The organism is Acinetobacter sp. AOR43_HL (genome assembly GCF_027854635.1).
GTDB lineage: Bacteria > Pseudomonadota > Gammaproteobacteria > Pseudomonadales > Moraxellaceae > Acinetobacter > Acinetobacter pittii.
In genome coordinates, this window is the sequence record NZ_JAKTHX010000006.1 from 1 (window position 1) to 16,706 (window position 16,706).

At 36.7% G+C, this 16,706-nt stretch carries 20 protein-coding genes; 15 read left to right on the forward strand and 5 right to left on the reverse strand.

What is annotated here, in order from left to right:
* Positions 1 to 247: 247 nt before the first annotated feature.
* Genes MKL33_RS02295 through MKL33_RS02305 form a run of 3 tightly spaced genes read left to right on the forward strand, consistent with a single transcriptional unit; the run spans position 248 to position 2,474 of the window.
* On the forward strand, positions 248 to 751 hold the full coding sequence (locus MKL33_RS02295) for a YfiR family protein (RefSeq protein ID WP_002117836.1): 504 nt from the start codon (positions 248 to 250) through the stop codon (positions 749 to 751).
* Between the two features lie 5 nt (positions 752 to 756).
* A complete protein-coding gene (locus MKL33_RS02300; protein WP_005065229.1) occupies positions 757 to 1,980 on the forward strand; it encodes a diguanylate cyclase domain-containing protein in 1,224 nt (407 codons plus the stop codon).
* 14 nt (positions 1,981 to 1,994) lie between these two features.
* The gene (locus tag MKL33_RS02305; RefSeq protein WP_270906384.1) at positions 1,995 to 2,474 is read left to right on the forward strand and encodes an OmpA family protein; all 480 of its coding nucleotides are present in this window, start codon (positions 1,995 to 1,997) and stop codon (positions 2,472 to 2,474) included.
* 50 nt (positions 2,475 to 2,524) lie between these two features.
* Here the strand turns inward: MKL33_RS02305 and MKL33_RS02310 are convergent, their stop codons facing one another.
* Entirely contained in the window at positions 2,525 to 3,535 is a 1,011-nt protein-coding gene (locus MKL33_RS02310) for a metallophosphoesterase (protein WP_005804928.1), read from the reverse strand.
* Between the two features lie 106 nt (positions 3,536 to 3,641).
* Here MKL33_RS02310 and MKL33_RS02315 point away from each other — a divergent pair, with 106 nt between their 5' ends.
* Entirely contained in the window at positions 3,642 to 5,267 is a 1,626-nt protein-coding gene (locus MKL33_RS02315) for a phospholipase D family protein (RefSeq protein WP_005804927.1), read from the forward strand.
* On the opposite strand, the gene MKL33_RS02320 is transcribed toward MKL33_RS02315, so the two are convergent.
* Positions 5,268 to 6,077: a lysophospholipid acyltransferase family protein gene (locus MKL33_RS02320; RefSeq protein WP_005804926.1), complete on the reverse strand. Its 810-nt coding sequence runs from the start codon at positions 6,075 to 6,077 to the stop codon at positions 5,268 to 5,270.
* Between the two features lie 218 nt (positions 6,078 to 6,295).
* Here MKL33_RS02320 and hflX point away from each other — a divergent pair, with 218 nt between their 5' ends.
* The 4 genes from hflX (at position 6,296) to MKL33_RS02340 (ending at position 9,255) form a co-directional block, all read left to right on the forward strand.
* Positions 6,296 to 7,639, forward strand: a complete 1,344-nt coding sequence (gene hflX, locus MKL33_RS02325) for a ribosome rescue GTPase HflX (RefSeq protein ID WP_270906385.1) — start codon at positions 6,296 to 6,298, stop codon at positions 7,637 to 7,639.
* A 33-nt stretch (positions 7,640 to 7,672) separates the two neighbouring features.
* Positions 7,673 to 8,044 (forward strand): hypothetical protein, encoded by a 372-nt coding sequence (locus MKL33_RS02330; RefSeq protein WP_002117849.1) that lies wholly within the window; start codon positions 7,673 to 7,675, stop codon positions 8,042 to 8,044.
* 10 nt (positions 8,045 to 8,054) lie between these two features.
* A complete protein-coding gene (locus tag MKL33_RS02335) occupies positions 8,055 to 8,729 on the forward strand; it encodes an LrgB family protein (protein ID WP_032006021.1) in 675 nt (224 codons plus the stop codon).
* A gap of 82 nt (positions 8,730 to 8,811) precedes the next feature.
* The gene (locus MKL33_RS02340; RefSeq protein ID WP_002117847.1) at positions 8,812 to 9,255 is read left to right on the forward strand and encodes a DUF2147 domain-containing protein; all 444 of its coding nucleotides are present in this window, start codon (positions 8,812 to 8,814) and stop codon (positions 9,253 to 9,255) included.
* A 93-nt stretch (positions 9,256 to 9,348) separates the two neighbouring features.
* Here the strand turns inward: MKL33_RS02340 and MKL33_RS02345 are convergent, their stop codons facing one another.
* From MKL33_RS02345 to pdxA, 3 genes are read right to left on the reverse strand one after another with little or no spacing between them, the layout of a single operon-like run.
* Positions 9,349 to 10,191, reverse strand: a complete 843-nt coding sequence (locus tag MKL33_RS02345) for a symmetrical bis(5'-nucleosyl)-tetraphosphatase (protein WP_270906386.1) — start codon at positions 10,189 to 10,191, stop codon at positions 9,349 to 9,351.
* Positions 10,192 to 11,004, reverse strand: coding sequence for a 16S rRNA (adenine(1518)-N(6)/adenine(1519)-N(6))-dimethyltransferase RsmA (gene rsmA, locus MKL33_RS02350; RefSeq protein WP_005065242.1), 813 nt, complete (start codon positions 11,002 to 11,004; stop codon positions 10,192 to 10,194).
* Positions 11,005 to 11,027: 23 nt separating this feature from the next.
* Positions 11,028 to 12,011 (reverse strand): 4-hydroxythreonine-4-phosphate dehydrogenase PdxA, encoded by a 984-nt coding sequence (gene pdxA, locus MKL33_RS02355; protein WP_270906387.1) that lies wholly within the window; start codon positions 12,009 to 12,011, stop codon positions 11,028 to 11,030.
* A 173-nt stretch (positions 12,012 to 12,184) separates the two neighbouring features.
* On the opposite strand from pdxA, the gene rplM reads away from it, so the two are divergent.
* The 7 genes from rplM (at position 12,185) to MKL33_RS02390 (ending at position 16,704) form a co-directional block, all read left to right on the forward strand.
* On the forward strand, positions 12,185 to 12,613 hold the full coding sequence (rplM, locus tag MKL33_RS02360; protein WP_002117832.1) for a 50S ribosomal protein L13: 429 nt from the start codon (positions 12,185 to 12,187) through the stop codon (positions 12,611 to 12,613).
* Positions 12,614 to 12,625: 12 nt separating this feature from the next.
* Positions 12,626 to 13,012 (forward strand): 30S ribosomal protein S9, encoded by a 387-nt coding sequence (rpsI, locus tag MKL33_RS02365; protein WP_002048725.1) that lies wholly within the window; start codon positions 12,626 to 12,628, stop codon positions 13,010 to 13,012.
* A 174-nt stretch (positions 13,013 to 13,186) separates the two neighbouring features.
* Complete coding sequence (locus tag MKL33_RS02370; protein WP_069037107.1) at positions 13,187 to 13,840, forward strand: glutathione S-transferase N-terminal domain-containing protein; 654 nt, start codon at positions 13,187 to 13,189, stop codon at positions 13,838 to 13,840.
* Between the two features lie 6 nt (positions 13,841 to 13,846).
* Complete coding sequence (locus tag MKL33_RS02375) at positions 13,847 to 14,281, forward strand: ClpXP protease specificity-enhancing factor (RefSeq protein ID WP_005804921.1); 435 nt, start codon at positions 13,847 to 13,849, stop codon at positions 14,279 to 14,281.
* Positions 14,282 to 14,298: 17 nt separating this feature from the next.
* Positions 14,299 to 14,955 carry a hypothetical protein gene (locus MKL33_RS02380; RefSeq protein ID WP_270906388.1) on the forward strand — a complete coding sequence of 219 codons (657 nt, stop codon included), beginning with the start codon at positions 14,299 to 14,301 and terminating at the stop codon, positions 14,953 to 14,955.
* Positions 14,956 to 15,295: 340 nt separating this feature from the next.
* On the forward strand, positions 15,296 to 15,655 hold the full coding sequence (locus MKL33_RS02385) for a roadblock/LC7 domain-containing protein (RefSeq protein WP_270906389.1): 360 nt from the start codon (positions 15,296 to 15,298) through the stop codon (positions 15,653 to 15,655).
* 83 nt (positions 15,656 to 15,738) lie between these two features.
* On the forward strand, positions 15,739 to 16,704 hold the full coding sequence (locus MKL33_RS02390) for a hypothetical protein (protein ID WP_270906390.1): 966 nt from the start codon (positions 15,739 to 15,741) through the stop codon (positions 16,702 to 16,704).
* Positions 16,705 to 16,706: the final 2 nt, after the last annotated feature.

Here is a 16,706-nt window from a genome sequence, read left to right on the forward strand (position 1 = left end):
CATCACTTAAAGCAATCAAATTAATCACAAGTAACTGTTTTTCAACAAGTTTCTATCTGCATCACCGCCGATGGATGTGCATTATAGACCATTAATAACCCTTTGCAACCCTTTTTTTAAATCAATATCATCAACTGGACACTTTTTAAGCTTTTTAGTCACTTTTAGATGAGATATTAAACTTTTTTTACGTTATCAACTTCATGTAGAATAGATTATTCGTGCAATAGTTTGGCATTAACTCACCATGTGGCAGTTCGCTAAAAAAGTATTTGTTTGCATACTTGTAGTGCTTGCTACGAGTGGGCCTTGTTATGCCAATTCAAAACATAATTTCTATGTACTTACTTTATCTATCCTAAGCTACAGTAAGTGGGAGAATGTAAATACTCCTACTCTTTGTGTAATTGATAACCCTTCTATTACATCTACTTTTCAATCTTATATCCAGCAAATGTCTTATAATTATCGTGTTCAAACTGTAAATGCGAAAGATTTTGCTCGGTCACATTGTCAGGCTGTCTATTTTTCTAGTACTTCTCCGCAGCAACAACAAAACCTTATTCAAAACTATCCTTATCATTCTTTACTTTCTTTAAGTATTAATAATTCAGAGTGCGAGATAGGAAGTATCTTTTGTTTATATACTCAGAATAATTACACTACCTTTAAAGTTAACTTAGATGCTTTAAGTCACTCCAAAGTCCATATTGATCCGAGAGTATTGCTCTTGGCTAAGAATGCGGAGTAAGGATCATGATATCAAAGTTGTATCAGTCCACTTCACTACACGCATTATTTAGAAAATCTCAATTTACTATTTTTGCTATTACTTTTTTTATTTGCTCTTTTACGTTTGTCTCAATTTCCGTTTTTACTATGGAAACTTATGCCAAACAGAATTTGCAATTGCTTAGTCATACTCTATTAGAGCGTATTCAGCCCGCAGTCGTGTTTAATGATAAAATTACAATAGAGCAGATTTTGAATGAGTACACAAATGATCATTCAATTCGTACTATTCATATTTATGATTCAGAACATCATCTGATCGCCCAAAGTTTTAAATTATCAAGTCAAACTTCAATTTTAGAAGGCTGGTTTGATCACTGGTTTTTAAATGAGCCTGTTCATCTTACAATTTATCATCACGAGCAAAATGTAGGTGAACTTACACTTTTTGGTAGCTCTGAAAAAATATTGCAGTTCCTAAAAATGATTATGGTAGGGCTTGCGATTGCAATGTTGTTTATTGTTTGCGCTTTATGGTGGTCAGTAAATCTAACTTATCGTCAAATTATGCAGGCTATTTACCCACTTACTAATATTGCTCAAATTGTAAGTGAACAAAAAGCTTATAATCTTCGTTTCCCTTATAACCGAATTAAAGAATTTCAAGATTTAAATACCGTTTTTAATGAGTTACTTGAAGAAATTCAGATATGGGATAATCAGCTACAAAAGGAAAATCGTAAATTATCTTTTCAGGCTCATCACGACCAGCTCACCTTATTACCTAATAGACATTATTTTTACCAAATCCTTTTAGACATGTTTGAAGATAAAGGGTTTGATAATAAGTCTGCATTATTATTTATCGATAACAATAACTTCAAAGCAATTAATGACCAATTTGGCCATTTAGCTGGCGATGAAGTTTTAAAAGAAATGGCGAATCGCCTGCAAACTCGTTTGCGTCATCAAGATTTTATTGCACGGTTAGGTGGTGATGAATTTGCTGTCATTTTGCATTCCATTAGTCATGCTGATCATTTAATATCTATTGCTGAAAATTTACTCGAAAGCTGTAAAGAACCTTTGCATCTAAATGGTCAAACCATTTACTTCAGTTTCAGTGTAGGTATTGCTTTATCACAATTTGCATCTAGCCCCGAAGATTTCATTATGCAAGCAGATCAAGCAATGTATAAGGCTAAAAATTCGGATGAACACTGGTTTATCTATAAACCTGAAAATTAAATTTAGGCTAATCTATGAATACAAGATCTTTAAAACTCTCTTTTATTGCATTGCTATGCTTTACTCTTGCAGGGTGCCTGAGTTTTGGTCCATTAAAATATCGTCAAGTAAAATTGCTCAAAAAAGAAGGTTTCGTTCTTACTGATGAAGGCTGGACTTTAGGTTTACCAGAACGCTTATTATTTGACTTTAATAATGCGCAGTTAAAACAGAGTCATGAAGCTGAGTTAGTACGTCTGGCAAATCAACTGAATAAATATGACCTGAATAAATTGAAAATTGTTGGTCATACTGATGATGTTGGTGATGCTACATATAACCAAAAGTTATCTGAAGAGCGTGCTCAAAGTGTGGCAAACCTTTTCTTAACACGTGGATTTAAAAAAGAAAACATCTACGTAATTGGTCGTGGTTCAACACAACCTTATGTGCCAAATACAACCAATGAAAACCGTGCGATTAACCGACGTGTTGCGATTGTCGTTATTCCATAAGTAAATTTAATTCATAAAAAAGCCAATCCTCTGTGATTGGCTTTTTTATTTTAAACTAGCTCAATAATATCAATGGTTGGTGGCACTCTGAAACGCAAAGGAATTCCAACCATTCCTGTGCCAACGGTAACAAAGACATCCGCATGCTCATGAGAGTAGAAACCGCGCTTATGACCTAAAATTGATACTTTTTTCATAATATAGTTAGTCAACCATGGAAGCTCTACCTGCCCTCCATGTGTATGCCCAGATAACATTAATGGTCGATTCGGTAATTTAGGTACCATATCTACCGTATCTGGGTTATGAGATAAAATTAACCAAGGCTTGTCTTGCGGTAAATCTGGCATAGAACGCATATCGGTTTTGCCTGCCCAGAGGTCACCAATACCAATCAAACGAAATTCTTCAAAATCAACAATCTTACCTTCGATATCAACAACTTCATTATAAAATAGGGCATCTTTTAATAGTTGCTGAATTGGTGGGCCAGGATATTGCTCATCATGATTTCCAGGAACCGAATATACAGGTGCCTGAATTTCTTTTAAAACTCTTAACTCTTCAATCAATCTGTCTTCCGGCTCATATGTCCAATCACCAGCGACTACCACTAAATCAGGTTGCTGTTCATTTAATTTTCTAACTATGGTTTTGAGCTGACGTTCATGCCCTGAAAATAAACCAATATGTAAATCTGCAATTAAGGCTACTTTTACTGGCTTATCAAAACTACGATCTGGGTTTAAGCGATATTGATGAGTATCGACACGCACTAAATGAGGTTCGATAAATCGGGCGTAAATTAACACGCCACTTAAGAAAAAGATGAAAATACCTTGATGAATTGAGTAGTAACCAATCCAAGCAGCATATAAATTAAAAAACCAGAGAGGAATAAGTAGATAAGAGAGATAAAATGCGAGTAGATGTACAAAAGCTTTAAATGGATGAATCGTCTCGGTTCGTGATTGATGAATCCAAGCCTCAGAAATTCCCCATAGAGCAAGTATTGAAAAAATAAAGTAAAAACAAAAAATGATTGAATTTGGATTCCACATTACGACTCTCGACTTATCTTATATTGATTGCTAGTAATCAAATTCAATATTTATCTTTCAATATGCACGAATTATACTCTAGCTCACCTTATCGTATGTACTGATTATGGCACAATCCTTTCATTCCAAACAGCTTCAAACGAATCAACAAGCTAAAGGCTTTTTGATAAAAGCCTCTATAGTCCTATGTTCAAGTTTTGCTGTGGGTTTGACAGGATGTAGTACTCTGCCAAAACATGGTGTTGAGCCTGTGCAATATGCAAAGGACATTGATACCTCTGAGACTTCACTTGCCAAAATTATTACACCTTTACGCCAGCAAAATCCAAAGTTAACAGGTTTCCATGTTCTAAATGATCCTCTGGAGGCTCTCGCGGCTCGACTTAGATTAATTGATAAAGCCGAAAAGACTTTAGATTTACAATATTACATTTGGGATAATGACAAAGTTGGTGCTTTAGCCTTGCACGCGATTATTCGTGCAGCTGATCGAGGTGTAAAAGTCCGACTTCTTATTGATGACAATAATGCAAAAAAAATGGAAGGGATTTTACTGGCCCTTTCTCAGCATAAAAATATTGAAGTTAAGCTTTTTAATCCCTACCGTTTCCGCAAATACCGTGCGATGGATATGGTGCTGGATTTAAAACGTATTAATCGTCGTATGCACAATAAAAGTTTTATTGCCGACAATGAGGTTGCTCTTATTGGCGGACGCAATATGACCAATCAATATTACAATGTAAGCGATAGCTATCAGTTTTCTGATGTCGATGTAATGTTGGTAGGCGCTGCTGTTGATGATATCGTAAATTCGTTTGATGATTACTGGAATCATGAATATGCATATTCAGTTCAAAGTATCGTAAGTCCTGAGCAGCACCGTTTACGCTATGAAGGCTTAAAAGAACAGCTTGAAGCACACTATCAACAAGCTACCGTCCAAAACTTTTTAAACTTAACCGCAAAATCTCATGCATTTGATCAATGGCTAAATCACAATATTCAATTTGATTGGGTCAAAGCAGAAGTCGTAAAAGACTCACCTGATAAGATCAAATCGAAAGCTAAGAAAGAAGAACACCTCAATTTCCAGTTGATTAATCATTTGGAAAAACCAGAAAGTAACGTTGACTTAATCTCTGCTTATTTTATTCCTGAAAAACAAGGTGCCAAGATTTTAAGCACGCTTGCCAAAGAGGGTGTTGAAGTTCGAGTTTTAACGAACTCTTTCAAAGCGAATGACGTTGCTGTTGTACATGCCTTTTATGGGAAATACCGTAAAGAGCTGCTTAAAAACGGCGTACAACTTTATGAATTTTTACCAACACCAGATAAAAGAGATTTAAATAAAAATACAGATGAGCTTGCCACTAAAGCTAAAGTAAATATGAAAGGGCTAAGCCGATCAAGTTTGCATACTAAACTTATGGCATTAGATGAGCAGGTTTTTATTGGTTCATTTAACTTTGATCCGCGCTCAGCTTACTTAAATACTGAAATTGGTGTGATTTTAGATAGCCCATCACTGGCTAAGACGATTCACCATACAATGGATGAAAATTTAAATAAGTATGCTTATAAATTAAAGCTCGACACTAACAATCATATTTATTGGCAGCAAGAAACTCCAAATGGTCCTGTAATTTATAGACAGGAACCTGAGATGAAATGGTGGCAAAAAGCAGGCATGAAGTTTCTTTCATGGCTGCCACTTGAAGGATTTATGTAATTAGTTTTTTGGTTTAAGTACTTTTTGATGTAGTTGAGCCAAACCTTCTACCATTTTTTCTTGAACTTCGCGCGTTAAACTTTTGACGTCATGCCCTTCCACTGAAATTGGAGGCAAAGTTAACAGATGAGCTGTTACTTTAGGCATTTCAAGTACGCGTTGAATATGTTCGGCAAATGTCATGTCACCAATAAATGGCGCAACTGTATCTAATTGTCCATCGCGATTTACATAACAAATCAAACAAACCTGTACTGGACGCTGTGCTTCAATTGCTGCTCCTAGTAATCGTCCATGTACTTTTTTAACAGAATGCCCATCTGTAGTTGTGGCTTCAGGGAAAAATAATACTGGAATATTCTGTTTTAAAAATTCAGCAATTTGCTCACGAATTCTGACGGAATCGCCAGATCCACGCTTAATAAATAACGTTCCACCACTTTTGGCTAAATTTCCAAGAATAGGCCAATTTTCAATTTCAGCTTTAGCCAGAAAGAAAACTCGCGCACCTGAACCTAGAACCGCAACATCTAGCCAAGAAATATGATTACTTACCCATAAAGCAGGTTCTCTAGGAATTGTGCCATGTACTTCTATATCTAAATTAAAAACCTGACATAAACGGCGGCAAAAGTATTGGACATAACGTGTATTAACAGGATTATTAGGATCTTTATAAAGCCCATGTCGATAAACTAGATAAAAACCTTCACTAATTGCGGCCGTGGCAGAAGTGACCTTTTTTCCGTATAAACCTATTTTTGATAATTTCTTTAACGTTGAATTAACTATACTTTGCGTTTGAGCCATAAAATTTCACTAACGATTAATCATTGTTATACCCATCTCAAGTCATTCTATACGTTTCGTAATAAACTTGCATTGACGATAGAGAACGGCAAATAAAATAAATCTGAACACTAGACTAATCTCATATAACTAATCTAAAGGATAAGAACAAACGCTTTCCCCTTTTGCTTAAGTTTCCTCTAGAATAAAGTTTTCCCATTTTCAGGATTTATAGCCACGTGGAATATGTTGATCGGCATCAAGGCGGTGAACGCACCATCTTAGTGAGTGTTTCTGTACAATTATTAGATGATCTGGATGCCGAAGAGTTTGCTCTACTTGCACAGTCTGCTGGTGCAGATATCCTTGAACATATTAAGGTTCAGCGTAATAAGCCTAATCCTAAATTTTTTATTGGCTCTGGAAAAGTCGAAGAAATTGCAGAGCAAGTTCAGGAACTAGAGGCAAGTCTGGTTATCTTTGACCATGCGTTATCACCTGCTCAAGAACGAAATTTAGAAAGAATATTAAAATGCCGAGTTATTGACCGCACAGGCTTAATTTTAGATATTTTTGCGCTGCGTGCCCGTACACATGAAGGTAAGTTACAAGTCGAACTTGCTCAGCTTAAACATTTATCTACTCGTCTTGTTCGTGGTTGGTCTGCCGACTTTGAACAACAAAAAGGTGGTATCGGCTTACGTGGTCCTGGTGAAACACAACTAGAGACAGATCGCCGTCTCATTCGTGTTCGTATTACCCAATTAAAAGATAAATTAGACAAAGTCCAACAGACTCGTATGCAAGGGCGTGCTGCAAGACAAAAGGCAGCTATTCCAACAGTTTCATTAGTAGGTTATACCAACGCTGGTAAATCGACTTTATTTAATATTTTAGCTAATAGTGATGTCTACGCAGCTGATCAACTATTTGCAACACTAGATCCAACCCTACGCCGTTTAGACTGGGATGGTATCGGTACTGTTGTGCTAGCAGATACAGTAGGTTTTGTACGAAACTTACAGCATGATTTGGTTGAATCATTTAAAGCAACACTTGAAGAAACACTAGAAGCGACCCTTTTACTGCATGTTATTGATAGTAGTAGCCATGACATGCTTGACCAAATTGAAGCAGTTGAAGGTGTATTAAAAGACATTGGTGCTGATGCTCCCGTACTTCGGGTGTACAACAAAATTGACCTAAGTGGTGAAGAGGCCAAAATCATTTATGCTGAGCCCCACGTTCCAGATCGAGTGTATGTTTCAGCTCATTCTGGTCAAGGTCTAGAGTTGCTCCAAAAAGCAGTACAAGAATGCTTAATGGGCCAAATTCAAAAGTTTTCACTCGTACTTAAGCCTGCTTATGGCAAATTACGTACTCAACTTTATGCCTTAAATGTTATTGAGTCTGAACATTATGATGATGCAGGCTTATTACATATTGATGTGAAGATTGCACCACATAAGTTAGAAAAGCTGATTCGCCAAGCAAAGCTTCCATTGGATGAAATCTTGGGAGAACACGCGAGTCAATTTAAGCGCCCCTTGGAAGAGTTTGAAATCAAGGGCGATATCAGTTAAAACTTGATAAGTAAACTTTTAGAGATAAAAAATATGGATAAGATCAAAAGTATAGACTGGACAGCATGGGTAATTACATTACTACTCATTATTGGTTTTCGTGAAGGCTCTGTCGTTGTCATGCGTGCTTTTGGTCATCCAGAATTAGGTAATCTGGTCGGTTTAATCAGCTTACTTATTATTTTACTGATTTGGAGAAAGTTTAAAAAAATTCCACTTCGAATAGTAGATACCAATAATAAAATCATGAAAGAAAGTGGATTCGCGTTTTTACCTATCTGTGCAGGTTCATTAATTATGCTGGTACATATGGGTAAAGAAATTCCATTATTTCTTTTTGTTTTAGTGGTCAGTACCCTTATACCTTTGTGGGTCTATGCAAAAATGGCAAAACGTTGGTTATAAGGAGAATAAAATGTTTACGATTTTCTACGGATTTTTGATCACACTCATTGGTTATCTGTGTGCAAAGCCTTTAAACCGACGTTTCCCGCAAGTTCCACTTTTAGTTTTCGGCATGTTCATTGTGATTGGCTTACTTTCAGTTTTGCATGTGCCATATGAGCAGTATCGCTTTTATGTGAATGACTTATTTGGCCATCTATTAGGTTATGTCACTGTAGCCTTAGCCATTCCTTTAGCTGCAATGCGTTACGATGATCTTCCAATTAAATCGGTCATTGGTATTTTACTTTTTGCAAGTATTAGCGCCGTTGCTCTACCTATGGGGCTGGCTTATTTGTTACATATGTCTGAACCTACCATTCTTGCATTTGCCACCCGTGCAGTAACCACTCCAATTGCTCTGAACATCGCGACTTTATTACATGCTCCTGAAACACTCGTAACCCTTATTGTTATTTTGTCTGGGGTAATTGGCGCAGCATTCTCACCATTCTTACTTAAACATATTCATGATGAGAGAGCATCAGGTTTAGCCTTAGGTTTAGCTGCACACGCCATCGGAACAGCTCAAGCTTGGCAACGCGGGCCTGTTGCAGGTCGTTACGCTGCATTTGGTATGGCATTGAACGGTGTATTTACTGCAATTTGGCTACCAACATTAATGTTATCTTTTGGAACACCATAATTAAGAAGTTGATTAAATAAACATTGAACGGTCTATCAATTCCAAATAAGATGACCTTTCAAAGTTAAAAGGATTTTTAATTATGGGGAAAATTTTTATTGGAGCTCTGCTCTTATTGGGGATTAATACTGCTACATTCGCAGCAGATATTACAGGTCTCTGGCAAACAATTGATGATAAGACAGGTGCTCCTAAAGCACAGGTAGAAATACGAAAAGAAGCGAACGGGACATATGCTGGGAAAATTATCAAAGTAACGCCACGCCCAGGTTATACGCCTAAAGAAATTTGTGATAATTGCCCTGCGCCATATACCAATAAACCGATTTTAGGTCTGGATATCGCAACTGGTTTAAAACAGGTAGATGGACTGAACTATACTGGCGGTAAAATTTTAGATCCGAATACTGGTAAAGTTTACGGGCTTAAAGCAAAACTTAGTTCAACTGGCAAACGCTTACATATGCGCGGTTATCTCGGAGTTTCAGCTTTAGGGCGTAATCAAATCTGGATTCGAGTAGAATAATAGTTCCTAATAAAAAAAGCCGCTTCTGCGGCTTTTTTATTTTTAGCTCAGCTACAAGCTTCATCTTACGTTCATAGCAAAGCATTGCTTTTCTTATATTTGCACAGGATTGTCAACAGAAAAAATTTCTTTGTCTTCAAATCGATAAGCCATTAATTTTCTGCCCCAAACACAGCCACCATCGATATTCTGGATCTGCTCATTAATAGTTCGGCCCTCGAGCGCAGCCCAATGACCAAAAATAATCTGATGAGTTTGTGCGGCTTTGCTCGGAAATTCAAACCAAGGTAAATAACCATCTGGCATTGGTGCATCCAAAGAATCTTTAAAACTAAACTCTAAAGCCCCTTCGGCATTGGTTAAACGCATGCGAGTCAAATAATTGGTAATACAACGTAAACGCGCAGAACCAGTTAGGTTATCTTCCCACAAATCTGGTTTAGAACCATACATGTCTGCTAAAAAAGCATCCAATACAGATAAATCTTCGTTTGCGAGTACAGCCTCAACCTCTTTTGCCAACGTTACAGTTTTTTGCGCATCCCAAATACAAGGTATGCCAGCATGAGTAAGGATCGTATGCTCGTTTGGCAATAAACATAATGGCTGTTTACGTAACCAATCGATTAACTCATCACCATCAATAGCATCAATAACGTCTTGGGTACGATCTTTTTCTTTAATCTCTTTTAAACCACGCGCACCCGCAATTAAAGTCAGGTCATGATTTCCAAGTACAGTTGCAGCAGCTCCACGATCAGCAAGCTTTTTAATAAAACGTAATGCCCCTACCGAGTTTTCACCACGTGCGACTAAATCACCAGCAAACCATAAAAAGTCTTGATCTGGATCAAAACGTATTTCTTTAAGCAAGGCTTTTAGAGCTTCAAAACACCCCTGCACATCGCCAATAATATAGTTAAAACGCTTAGTCATTTACGCCACCATTTGATCGGCCAAAGCAACAAATTGGGCAAGTGTTAAGGTCTCTGGACGAGCCATTGGATCAACACCAGCTTTTTCAAAGCCATCTTCTGCAATCATACCTTTAAGACTGTTTCTTAATGTTTTGCGGCGCTGAGTAAATACATGGGCAACCAGTCGAGCTAAAGCTTTTTCATCTTTTGCTGTAATTGGCTTTTGATCATACGGAACAAGGCGGAAAACAGCACTCGTTACTTTAGGTGGCGGGTTAAATGCCCCAGCCGGCACTTCAAATAAAAATGTTGGTTGACAGTAATACTGAATCATTACCGACAAGCGTCCATATTCTTTCGTATTTGGTTCAGCAGTGATACGGTCAACCACCTCTTTTTGCAGCATAAAGTGCATATCTTTAACTTTGCTGCCAAATTCCAAGAGATGAAAAAGTAATGGGGTTGAAATGTTATAAGGTAAGTTACCGACTACACGTAATGGTCGGCCATCTTTTACCAGTTCGCTAAAGTCATATTTTAATGCATCAGCTTCTATAATCGTCAAACGTTCAGGATGTGGAACACGTTCTGGTAGCCCAGCAGCTAAGTCACGATCTAGCTCCACTACTGTTAATGCATCACACTCCCCAATTAAAGGAGAGGTTAAGGCAGCTAAACCAGGTCCAATCTCAACAATATTGTCGCCTGTACGCGGACTTACAGAGCGCACAATTTTGGCAATGACTCGTTGATCATGTAAGAAGTTTTGACCAAAACGTTTACGAGCTTTATGCCCTTCATCTTTCGGGTTTAGGGCATTAATTTGATACATAGAACATTTCCAACATGAAAAATTTAGCTCGCTGCTAAAGATAAAGCTAAATCAACAGCGACATTTAAACTTGAGCTTTTTGCCAAACCAGTCCCAGCCAAAGACAATGCAGTGCCATGGTCAACCGAAGTTCGAATGAAAGGCAAACCCAATGTAATATTGATGGCTTCACCAAACCCTTGTGATTTTAACACAGGTAAACCTTGATCATGGTACATGGCAAGTACAGCGTCTGCATTTTTAAGATGTTCTGGAGTAAATAAGGTATCTGCCGGCAAGCTTAAACTCATTTTAATCCCTTGCGCTCGATAACTTTCGAGTACCGGATTAATGGTCTCAATTTCTTCACGCCCCAAATAACCATCTTCACCTGCATGAGGATTTAAGCCACACACGAGTACACGTGGATCTATTATCTTAAATTTAGTTTTTAAATCATGCAGTAAAATATCAATGACCTGATGCAATCGCTCTTTGGTAATTGCATCGGCAACATCCCTTAAAGGCAAATGTGTAGTTGCTAACGCGACACGCAAAGTTTTGGTTGCAAGCATCATGACAACGCGCTCTACCCCTGCAAATTCTTGATAGTATTCAGTGTGACCACTAAACAAAATACCAGCATCATTAATAACCGATTTTTGGACTGGAGCCGTGGCTACCCCCATACTTTTACCAGACATTGCATAATCAGCTGAGCGACGCAGTTGTTCTAATACATAGGCTGCATTAGCTGGGTTTAATTGACCATCAATGACAGCTGCTTCTAAAGGCACATGCTCTATATAGAGTTCATTCAGAGATGATGACTCAAGCTGTCCGGTATATTCTATAAATTGAATATTTATCCCAAGTTTTTGGGCACGTTGCTCTAATAAATTTTGGTCACCCAAAACAACAACAGGGCGTTCATCAACCCGCTTAGCCAAGCTCAAACAGATATCTGGACCAATACCAGCCGGCTCACCGGAAGTGACATATAATGGCAGCACAATCACTCCAGACACATAACAAGAATTTTTTTGATTTTAACATATCTGACATTCATCAGTTTATGGATTAAATTATATGGCTTAAACTGGATTTTTCTTGTGAGTTAGGACAAACTCGTTTAGAATGCTCGCTCCTTTTGTTTGGACAGATTCCATAGTCCAAACCAACTATAATAGGTAGTGGTTTAATGAAAACTCTCAGCGCTAAGCCAGCTGAAGTTCAACATGACTGGTATGTTGTTGATGCTTCTGGCAAAACTTTAGGTCGCCTTGCGACTGAAATCGCTCGTCGTTTACGCGGTAAGCACAAAACTTCTTATACTCCTCACGTTGACACTGGCGATTACATCGTTGTGATTAATGCTGAACAAGTTCAAGTGACTGGTAAAAAATCACTTGATAAGAAATATTATCGCCATACTGGTTTCCCTGGTGGTATCCGTGAGACTAACTTCGAGAAGTTAATTGCTCACAAACCTGAAGCTGTTCTTGAAAAAGCGGTTAAAGGCATGTTACCAAAAGGTCCTCTTGGTTATGCAATGATCAAAAAAATGAAAGTGTACGCTGGTACTGAGCATCCGCATGCTGCTCAACAGCCACAAGTTTTGGACATCTAAGGGATACAGCACATGGCTACTAATTATGGTACAGGTCGCCGTAAGACCGCAACTGCACGTGTTTTCTTGTCAGCTGGTACAGGTAAACTCGTTATTAACAACCGTACTTTAGAGCAATATTTCGGTCGTGAAACTGCTCGTATGGTTGTTCGTCAACCTTTAGAACTTTTAGAAGTTACTGAAAAGTTTGACCTTTACATCACTGTTAAAGGTGGTGGTATCGGTGGTCAAGCTGGCGCGATCCGTCACGGTATTACTCGTGCGCTTATCGCTGCTGACGAAACTTTAAAACCTGTTCTACGTCAAGCTGGTTTCGTTACTCGTGATGCTCGTGAAGTTGAACGTAAGAAACTTGGTTTACGTAAAGCTCGTAAACGTCCTCAATTCTCTAAACGTTAATTCGTTTATCGAGTTGGACAAAAAGCCTTGGATTTTTCCAAGGCTTTTTTATTATGAAAATAGAGCCAGCAAATACAAACTTATAAATATAAACAAACTATCTCTTTAGAACCGTGATTTCCTACAGCATTTTTAGTATCCTAATCGATTCACTCAACCACGTCGTCTTGTGATATGTCGGTCGAAAACACCTCTATTCAGGGGATTACCCTTTACAGTCATGCTGATGATTTCCGTTCTCATTGGATTCGTTTCTTATTAGCAGAAAAACAAATCAAATATCAATTAATCATAACTGACCATGAAGATGAAGATTTAGCCAGCTTAAATCCTTACAACCAATTACCGATGTTGGTCGAACAAAATCTTAAATTATTTTCAGCACCTATCATCGCTGAATATTTAGATGATCGTTATCGTCAAAGTAAGCTTTATGCAGATGCACCTATGATGCGTGCGGAACAGCGTCAGTATATCTGGAGACTTGAAAACGACTGGTTTAAGTTAGCAGATCACATGTTAAAACATGCTGACTCACTAAATGCCGAACAAAAGCAAAAAGCTCAAAAAGAACTACGTGAAACATTAATTTCACTTACTCCCCTATTTCAGCATTTTCCGTATTTCATGTCTGAGAATTTTACAATCTTAGACTGCATGCTTGCCCCTATCTTTTTAAGATTAAATAGCATGGGAATTGATTTACCAAAACAGCACTGTCGACCTATATTTTTGTACTGTAAACGTATCTTTGAACGGCCTTCTTTTGCTAAATCAATGACGCCTCAAGAGAAAAACCGTTACAATGAACTATTAAATATGGAATAGCGTGATATGTCTGAGCAAACTATTGATTTAACCCCTACACGTCCTTATCTTGCTCGTGCAATCTATGAATGGATTTGTGATAACCAGCTTACTCCTTATCTATTAGTTGATGCGACACAACCGTATACCGACGTTCCGCAACAATTTGTTAAAGATGGGCAAATTGTTCTAAATATTGTGCCCCATGCAGTTCATCAATTGCTTATTACCAATGAAGCTATTACTTTTTCAGCTCGTTTTGGCGGAGCATCAAAAGACATTTATGTTCCTATTCAAGCTGTTCTAGGGATTTATGCACGAGAAAATGGACAAGGTTTATTCTTTGATCCTGAAGAATATGCCAATGTAACACCTGTAGAAAATACAGTAGAGTCAGAAGTACAAGAAGCAACTGAAACAACATCGACTAAGAAAAAACCATCGTTAAGAATTTTAGATTAAATTTAGAGGAAGAAAGCATGGCATTTGATTTAGTCCAATACTTTGCTGAGCAGATAAAAATTCAAAAGCCTCAGCTTTTAAATCAATATCCAGTTAATGAAAAAAATAAACTGATTGATGAGGTGAATATACTTACGCTTGGAAAACTGATTAGTTTATGGCGTCAGAATGACAATAAGATTTATCAAGAAATCAAAACCTCAGATCCACTTTATATTCAAGAAGTTGCTCGTCATTTAACGACTTCTAAACATAATCAGTCGACTTTAAAAAATTCAGAACTAGAACAGAGTATTTCTGAGATTTTAACTTTGCAGTTAGCAGAACTTAATCAGCTCGATGAAACAGGTGGTTTTGGGCATAATGGCTTAAATGAATTAATTTTAGGTCAGATTGAACACTTATCAGGTCAAGCTGAAGATTGGGTTTGGTCAACAAACCACCTAAATGAATTAATTGGTTCTAAACCTGTGGAACAAGAAGAGCTATCATTGGATACAACAATGAAGGAGTTCAACCAAATGGTTCACCAAGCCCAACCTCATCATGATGACGTGCATATTGAAGAACAAGCTGCCGAAATTTCTGTACCTACATGGTCAAAGATTGTTGCCCCTGTAGTTGCTTTAGCAATTTTGGGCTATCTCTACTGTATTTATACACAGCTCGTTTAATTTGATTTTTATATAAAAAAAGGGGAATTCATTATTCCCCTTTTTATGATTAAAATTAGAATATTTTATTTTTCAATATTTTATTAACATTCTATTACAATTGTTTTATTTAGATTTTAAAATATATAATGTAAAACTCAGCACAATATTAAAAGTATAATGTAAAAATAATCTTATAATATTTTTTATAATCTGACATTTTCTGTCACTTATTTCCCAAAACAACAATTTCTCTATTTCTTTGATTTATTGACTTCAAATTGAGCAGAAATATAATGAATTTCAACTACTTTTAGGAAAAAGTAGTAAATATAATTTTAGAATCCTGAGAGATAAAAACATGGCTAAACTTTCTTTAGATAGCTTAACTGAAATTGATGGTTTTATTGCATCTGCACTTGTTGATTCAGAAAGTGGTTTATCACTTGCAACTCAAGGTGGTGGGGAAATTGATTTAGAATTGGCAGCTGCCGGCAAAACAGAAGTAATCCGCGCAAAACGAAACATCGCCAATGCTTTGAAATTAAATGACAATATTGAAGACATTTTAATTACATTAGGTAAGGCTTACTATTTAATTAGACCTCTAGAAAGTAATAATAATTTATTCCTTTACTTAGTCCTTGACCGGAGTAAGTCAAATTTAGCAATGGCTCGCCACGAGTTAAAGTCATTTGAAAAAGAGTTAGACTTTAGCTAATTAATCTGAAATGTGCTTTTTATACCTATTATAAAGAGCACATTAAAACCCCTCTCTTATTCAATAAAATTTAATGTGATACTATGGATAGGCATTGCATAAATATTGCAACCTCTGGTTTAAGCTTAAAAGTTTCGGATGAATTAAAAACTTTAATCAGACATTTAATATCTAATCAGCACGATATTAATTGGGTTAATATTTCTAATATTCATATTGATCTATTATTAATTAACGAAAACTTTTTTGATTCAGATAATATTCAAAATATTCTTCAAAAGAAAAAATGTCCTTATTTAAAAATTAGTAAAACTCCCTCAAAAAATGGATATCAAGTTGATGAACACACCCTGCATCTGCCACTAGAAAAAGTAGAGTCTTTACTTAACTGGATAGAAATAAACTTATTATCTTATTTGAACAAAAAAAATACTGCTGTAGTTTCAGATTTATCAAATGAGCTACTGTTGATTGATGATAAGTTTATAAGGAATTTACACAGTCCAGAAAATGCCAGACTACATATTTTTGATGATAAAGGTACTCTAGCCATTATTGATAATAGAACTCAAATTGCTTGGTTAGAGCCATCACGCCAACATACGCAAACCAATCAAAGCTTTGATTTTACTTTTGCTAATACTTCAGACTTCACTAAGGTTTCGCGTAAAAAAGATTATTATTTACAGGACTGGTTATGGAATCTGATTTGGAATTCAAACAATTTTGAAAATCTAGCCTCGAAGGATAGCTATTTTAAAATTGATCATTGGCCACAGCCCTATCAAAAAGAATATAGAAAAGTGAGCCTACAACTCTCTGCATGCTTTATACAGGGAGCTAAAATTACTGATGTGGCTAACCAGCTTAACTTATCAATTGATGATGTCTTACGCTTCGTTACAGCTTGCTTGATGGCAAATAATGGAAAATTTATTTCTGCAAGCAAATGCACTTACACGCCAAATTCGTACTTAGAGAATTCAAATACAGAGAATCATTTTTTTAAAAATTTTATAGGGAAAATTAGACGGCGATTTGGTCTTTAAGG

Bases quoted from the DNA above. Each gene is read 5' to 3' on its own strand.
- MKL33_RS02305 (WP_270906384.1), top strand. From the start codon at position 1,995: ATGAATACAAGATCTTTAAAACTCTCTTTTATTGCATTGCTATGCTTT.
- MKL33_RS02315 (WP_005804927.1), top strand. From the start codon at position 3,642: ATGGCACAATCCTTTCATTCCAAACAGCTTCAAACGAATCAACAAGCT.
- MKL33_RS02370 (WP_069037107.1), top strand. From the start codon at position 13,187: ATGTCGGTCGAAAACACCTCTATTCAGGGGATTACCCTTTACAGTCAT.
- MKL33_RS02375 (WP_005804921.1), top strand. From the start codon at position 13,847: ATGTCTGAGCAAACTATTGATTTAACCCCTACACGTCCTTATCTTGCT.
- MKL33_RS02310 (WP_005804928.1), bottom strand. From the start codon at position 3,535: ATGTGGAATCCAAATTCAATCATTTTTTGTTTTTACTTTATTTTTTCA.
- MKL33_RS02340 (WP_002117847.1), top strand. From the start codon at position 8,812: ATGGGGAAAATTTTTATTGGAGCTCTGCTCTTATTGGGGATTAATACT.
- MKL33_RS02300 (WP_005065229.1), top strand. From the start codon at position 757: ATGATATCAAAGTTGTATCAGTCCACTTCACTACACGCATTATTTAGA.
- MKL33_RS02335 (WP_032006021.1), top strand. From the start codon at position 8,055: ATGTTTACGATTTTCTACGGATTTTTGATCACACTCATTGGTTATCTG.
- MKL33_RS02320 (WP_005804926.1), bottom strand. From the start codon at position 6,077: ATGGCTCAAACGCAAAGTATAGTTAATTCAACGTTAAAGAAATTATCA.
- MKL33_RS02330 (WP_002117849.1), top strand. From the start codon at position 7,673: ATGGATAAGATCAAAAGTATAGACTGGACAGCATGGGTAATTACATTA.
- rpsI (WP_002048725.1), top strand. From the start codon at position 12,626: ATGGCTACTAATTATGGTACAGGTCGCCGTAAGACCGCAACTGCACGT.
- rsmA (WP_005065242.1), bottom strand. From the start codon at position 11,004: ATGTATCAAATTAATGCCCTAAACCCGAAAGATGAAGGGCATAAAGCT.
- MKL33_RS02385 (WP_270906389.1), top strand. From the start codon at position 15,296: ATGGCTAAACTTTCTTTAGATAGCTTAACTGAAATTGATGGTTTTATT.
- MKL33_RS02345 (WP_270906386.1), bottom strand. From the start codon at position 10,191: ATGACTAAGCGTTTTAACTATATTATTGGCGATGTGCAGGGGTGTTTT.
- MKL33_RS02295 (WP_002117836.1), top strand. From the start codon at position 248: ATGTGGCAGTTCGCTAAAAAAGTATTTGTTTGCATACTTGTAGTGCTT.
- MKL33_RS02390 (WP_270906390.1), top strand. From the start codon at position 15,739: ATGGATAGGCATTGCATAAATATTGCAACCTCTGGTTTAAGCTTAAAA.
- MKL33_RS02380 (WP_270906388.1), top strand. From the start codon at position 14,299: ATGGCATTTGATTTAGTCCAATACTTTGCTGAGCAGATAAAAATTCAA.
- rplM (WP_002117832.1), top strand. From the start codon at position 12,185: ATGAAAACTCTCAGCGCTAAGCCAGCTGAAGTTCAACATGACTGGTAT.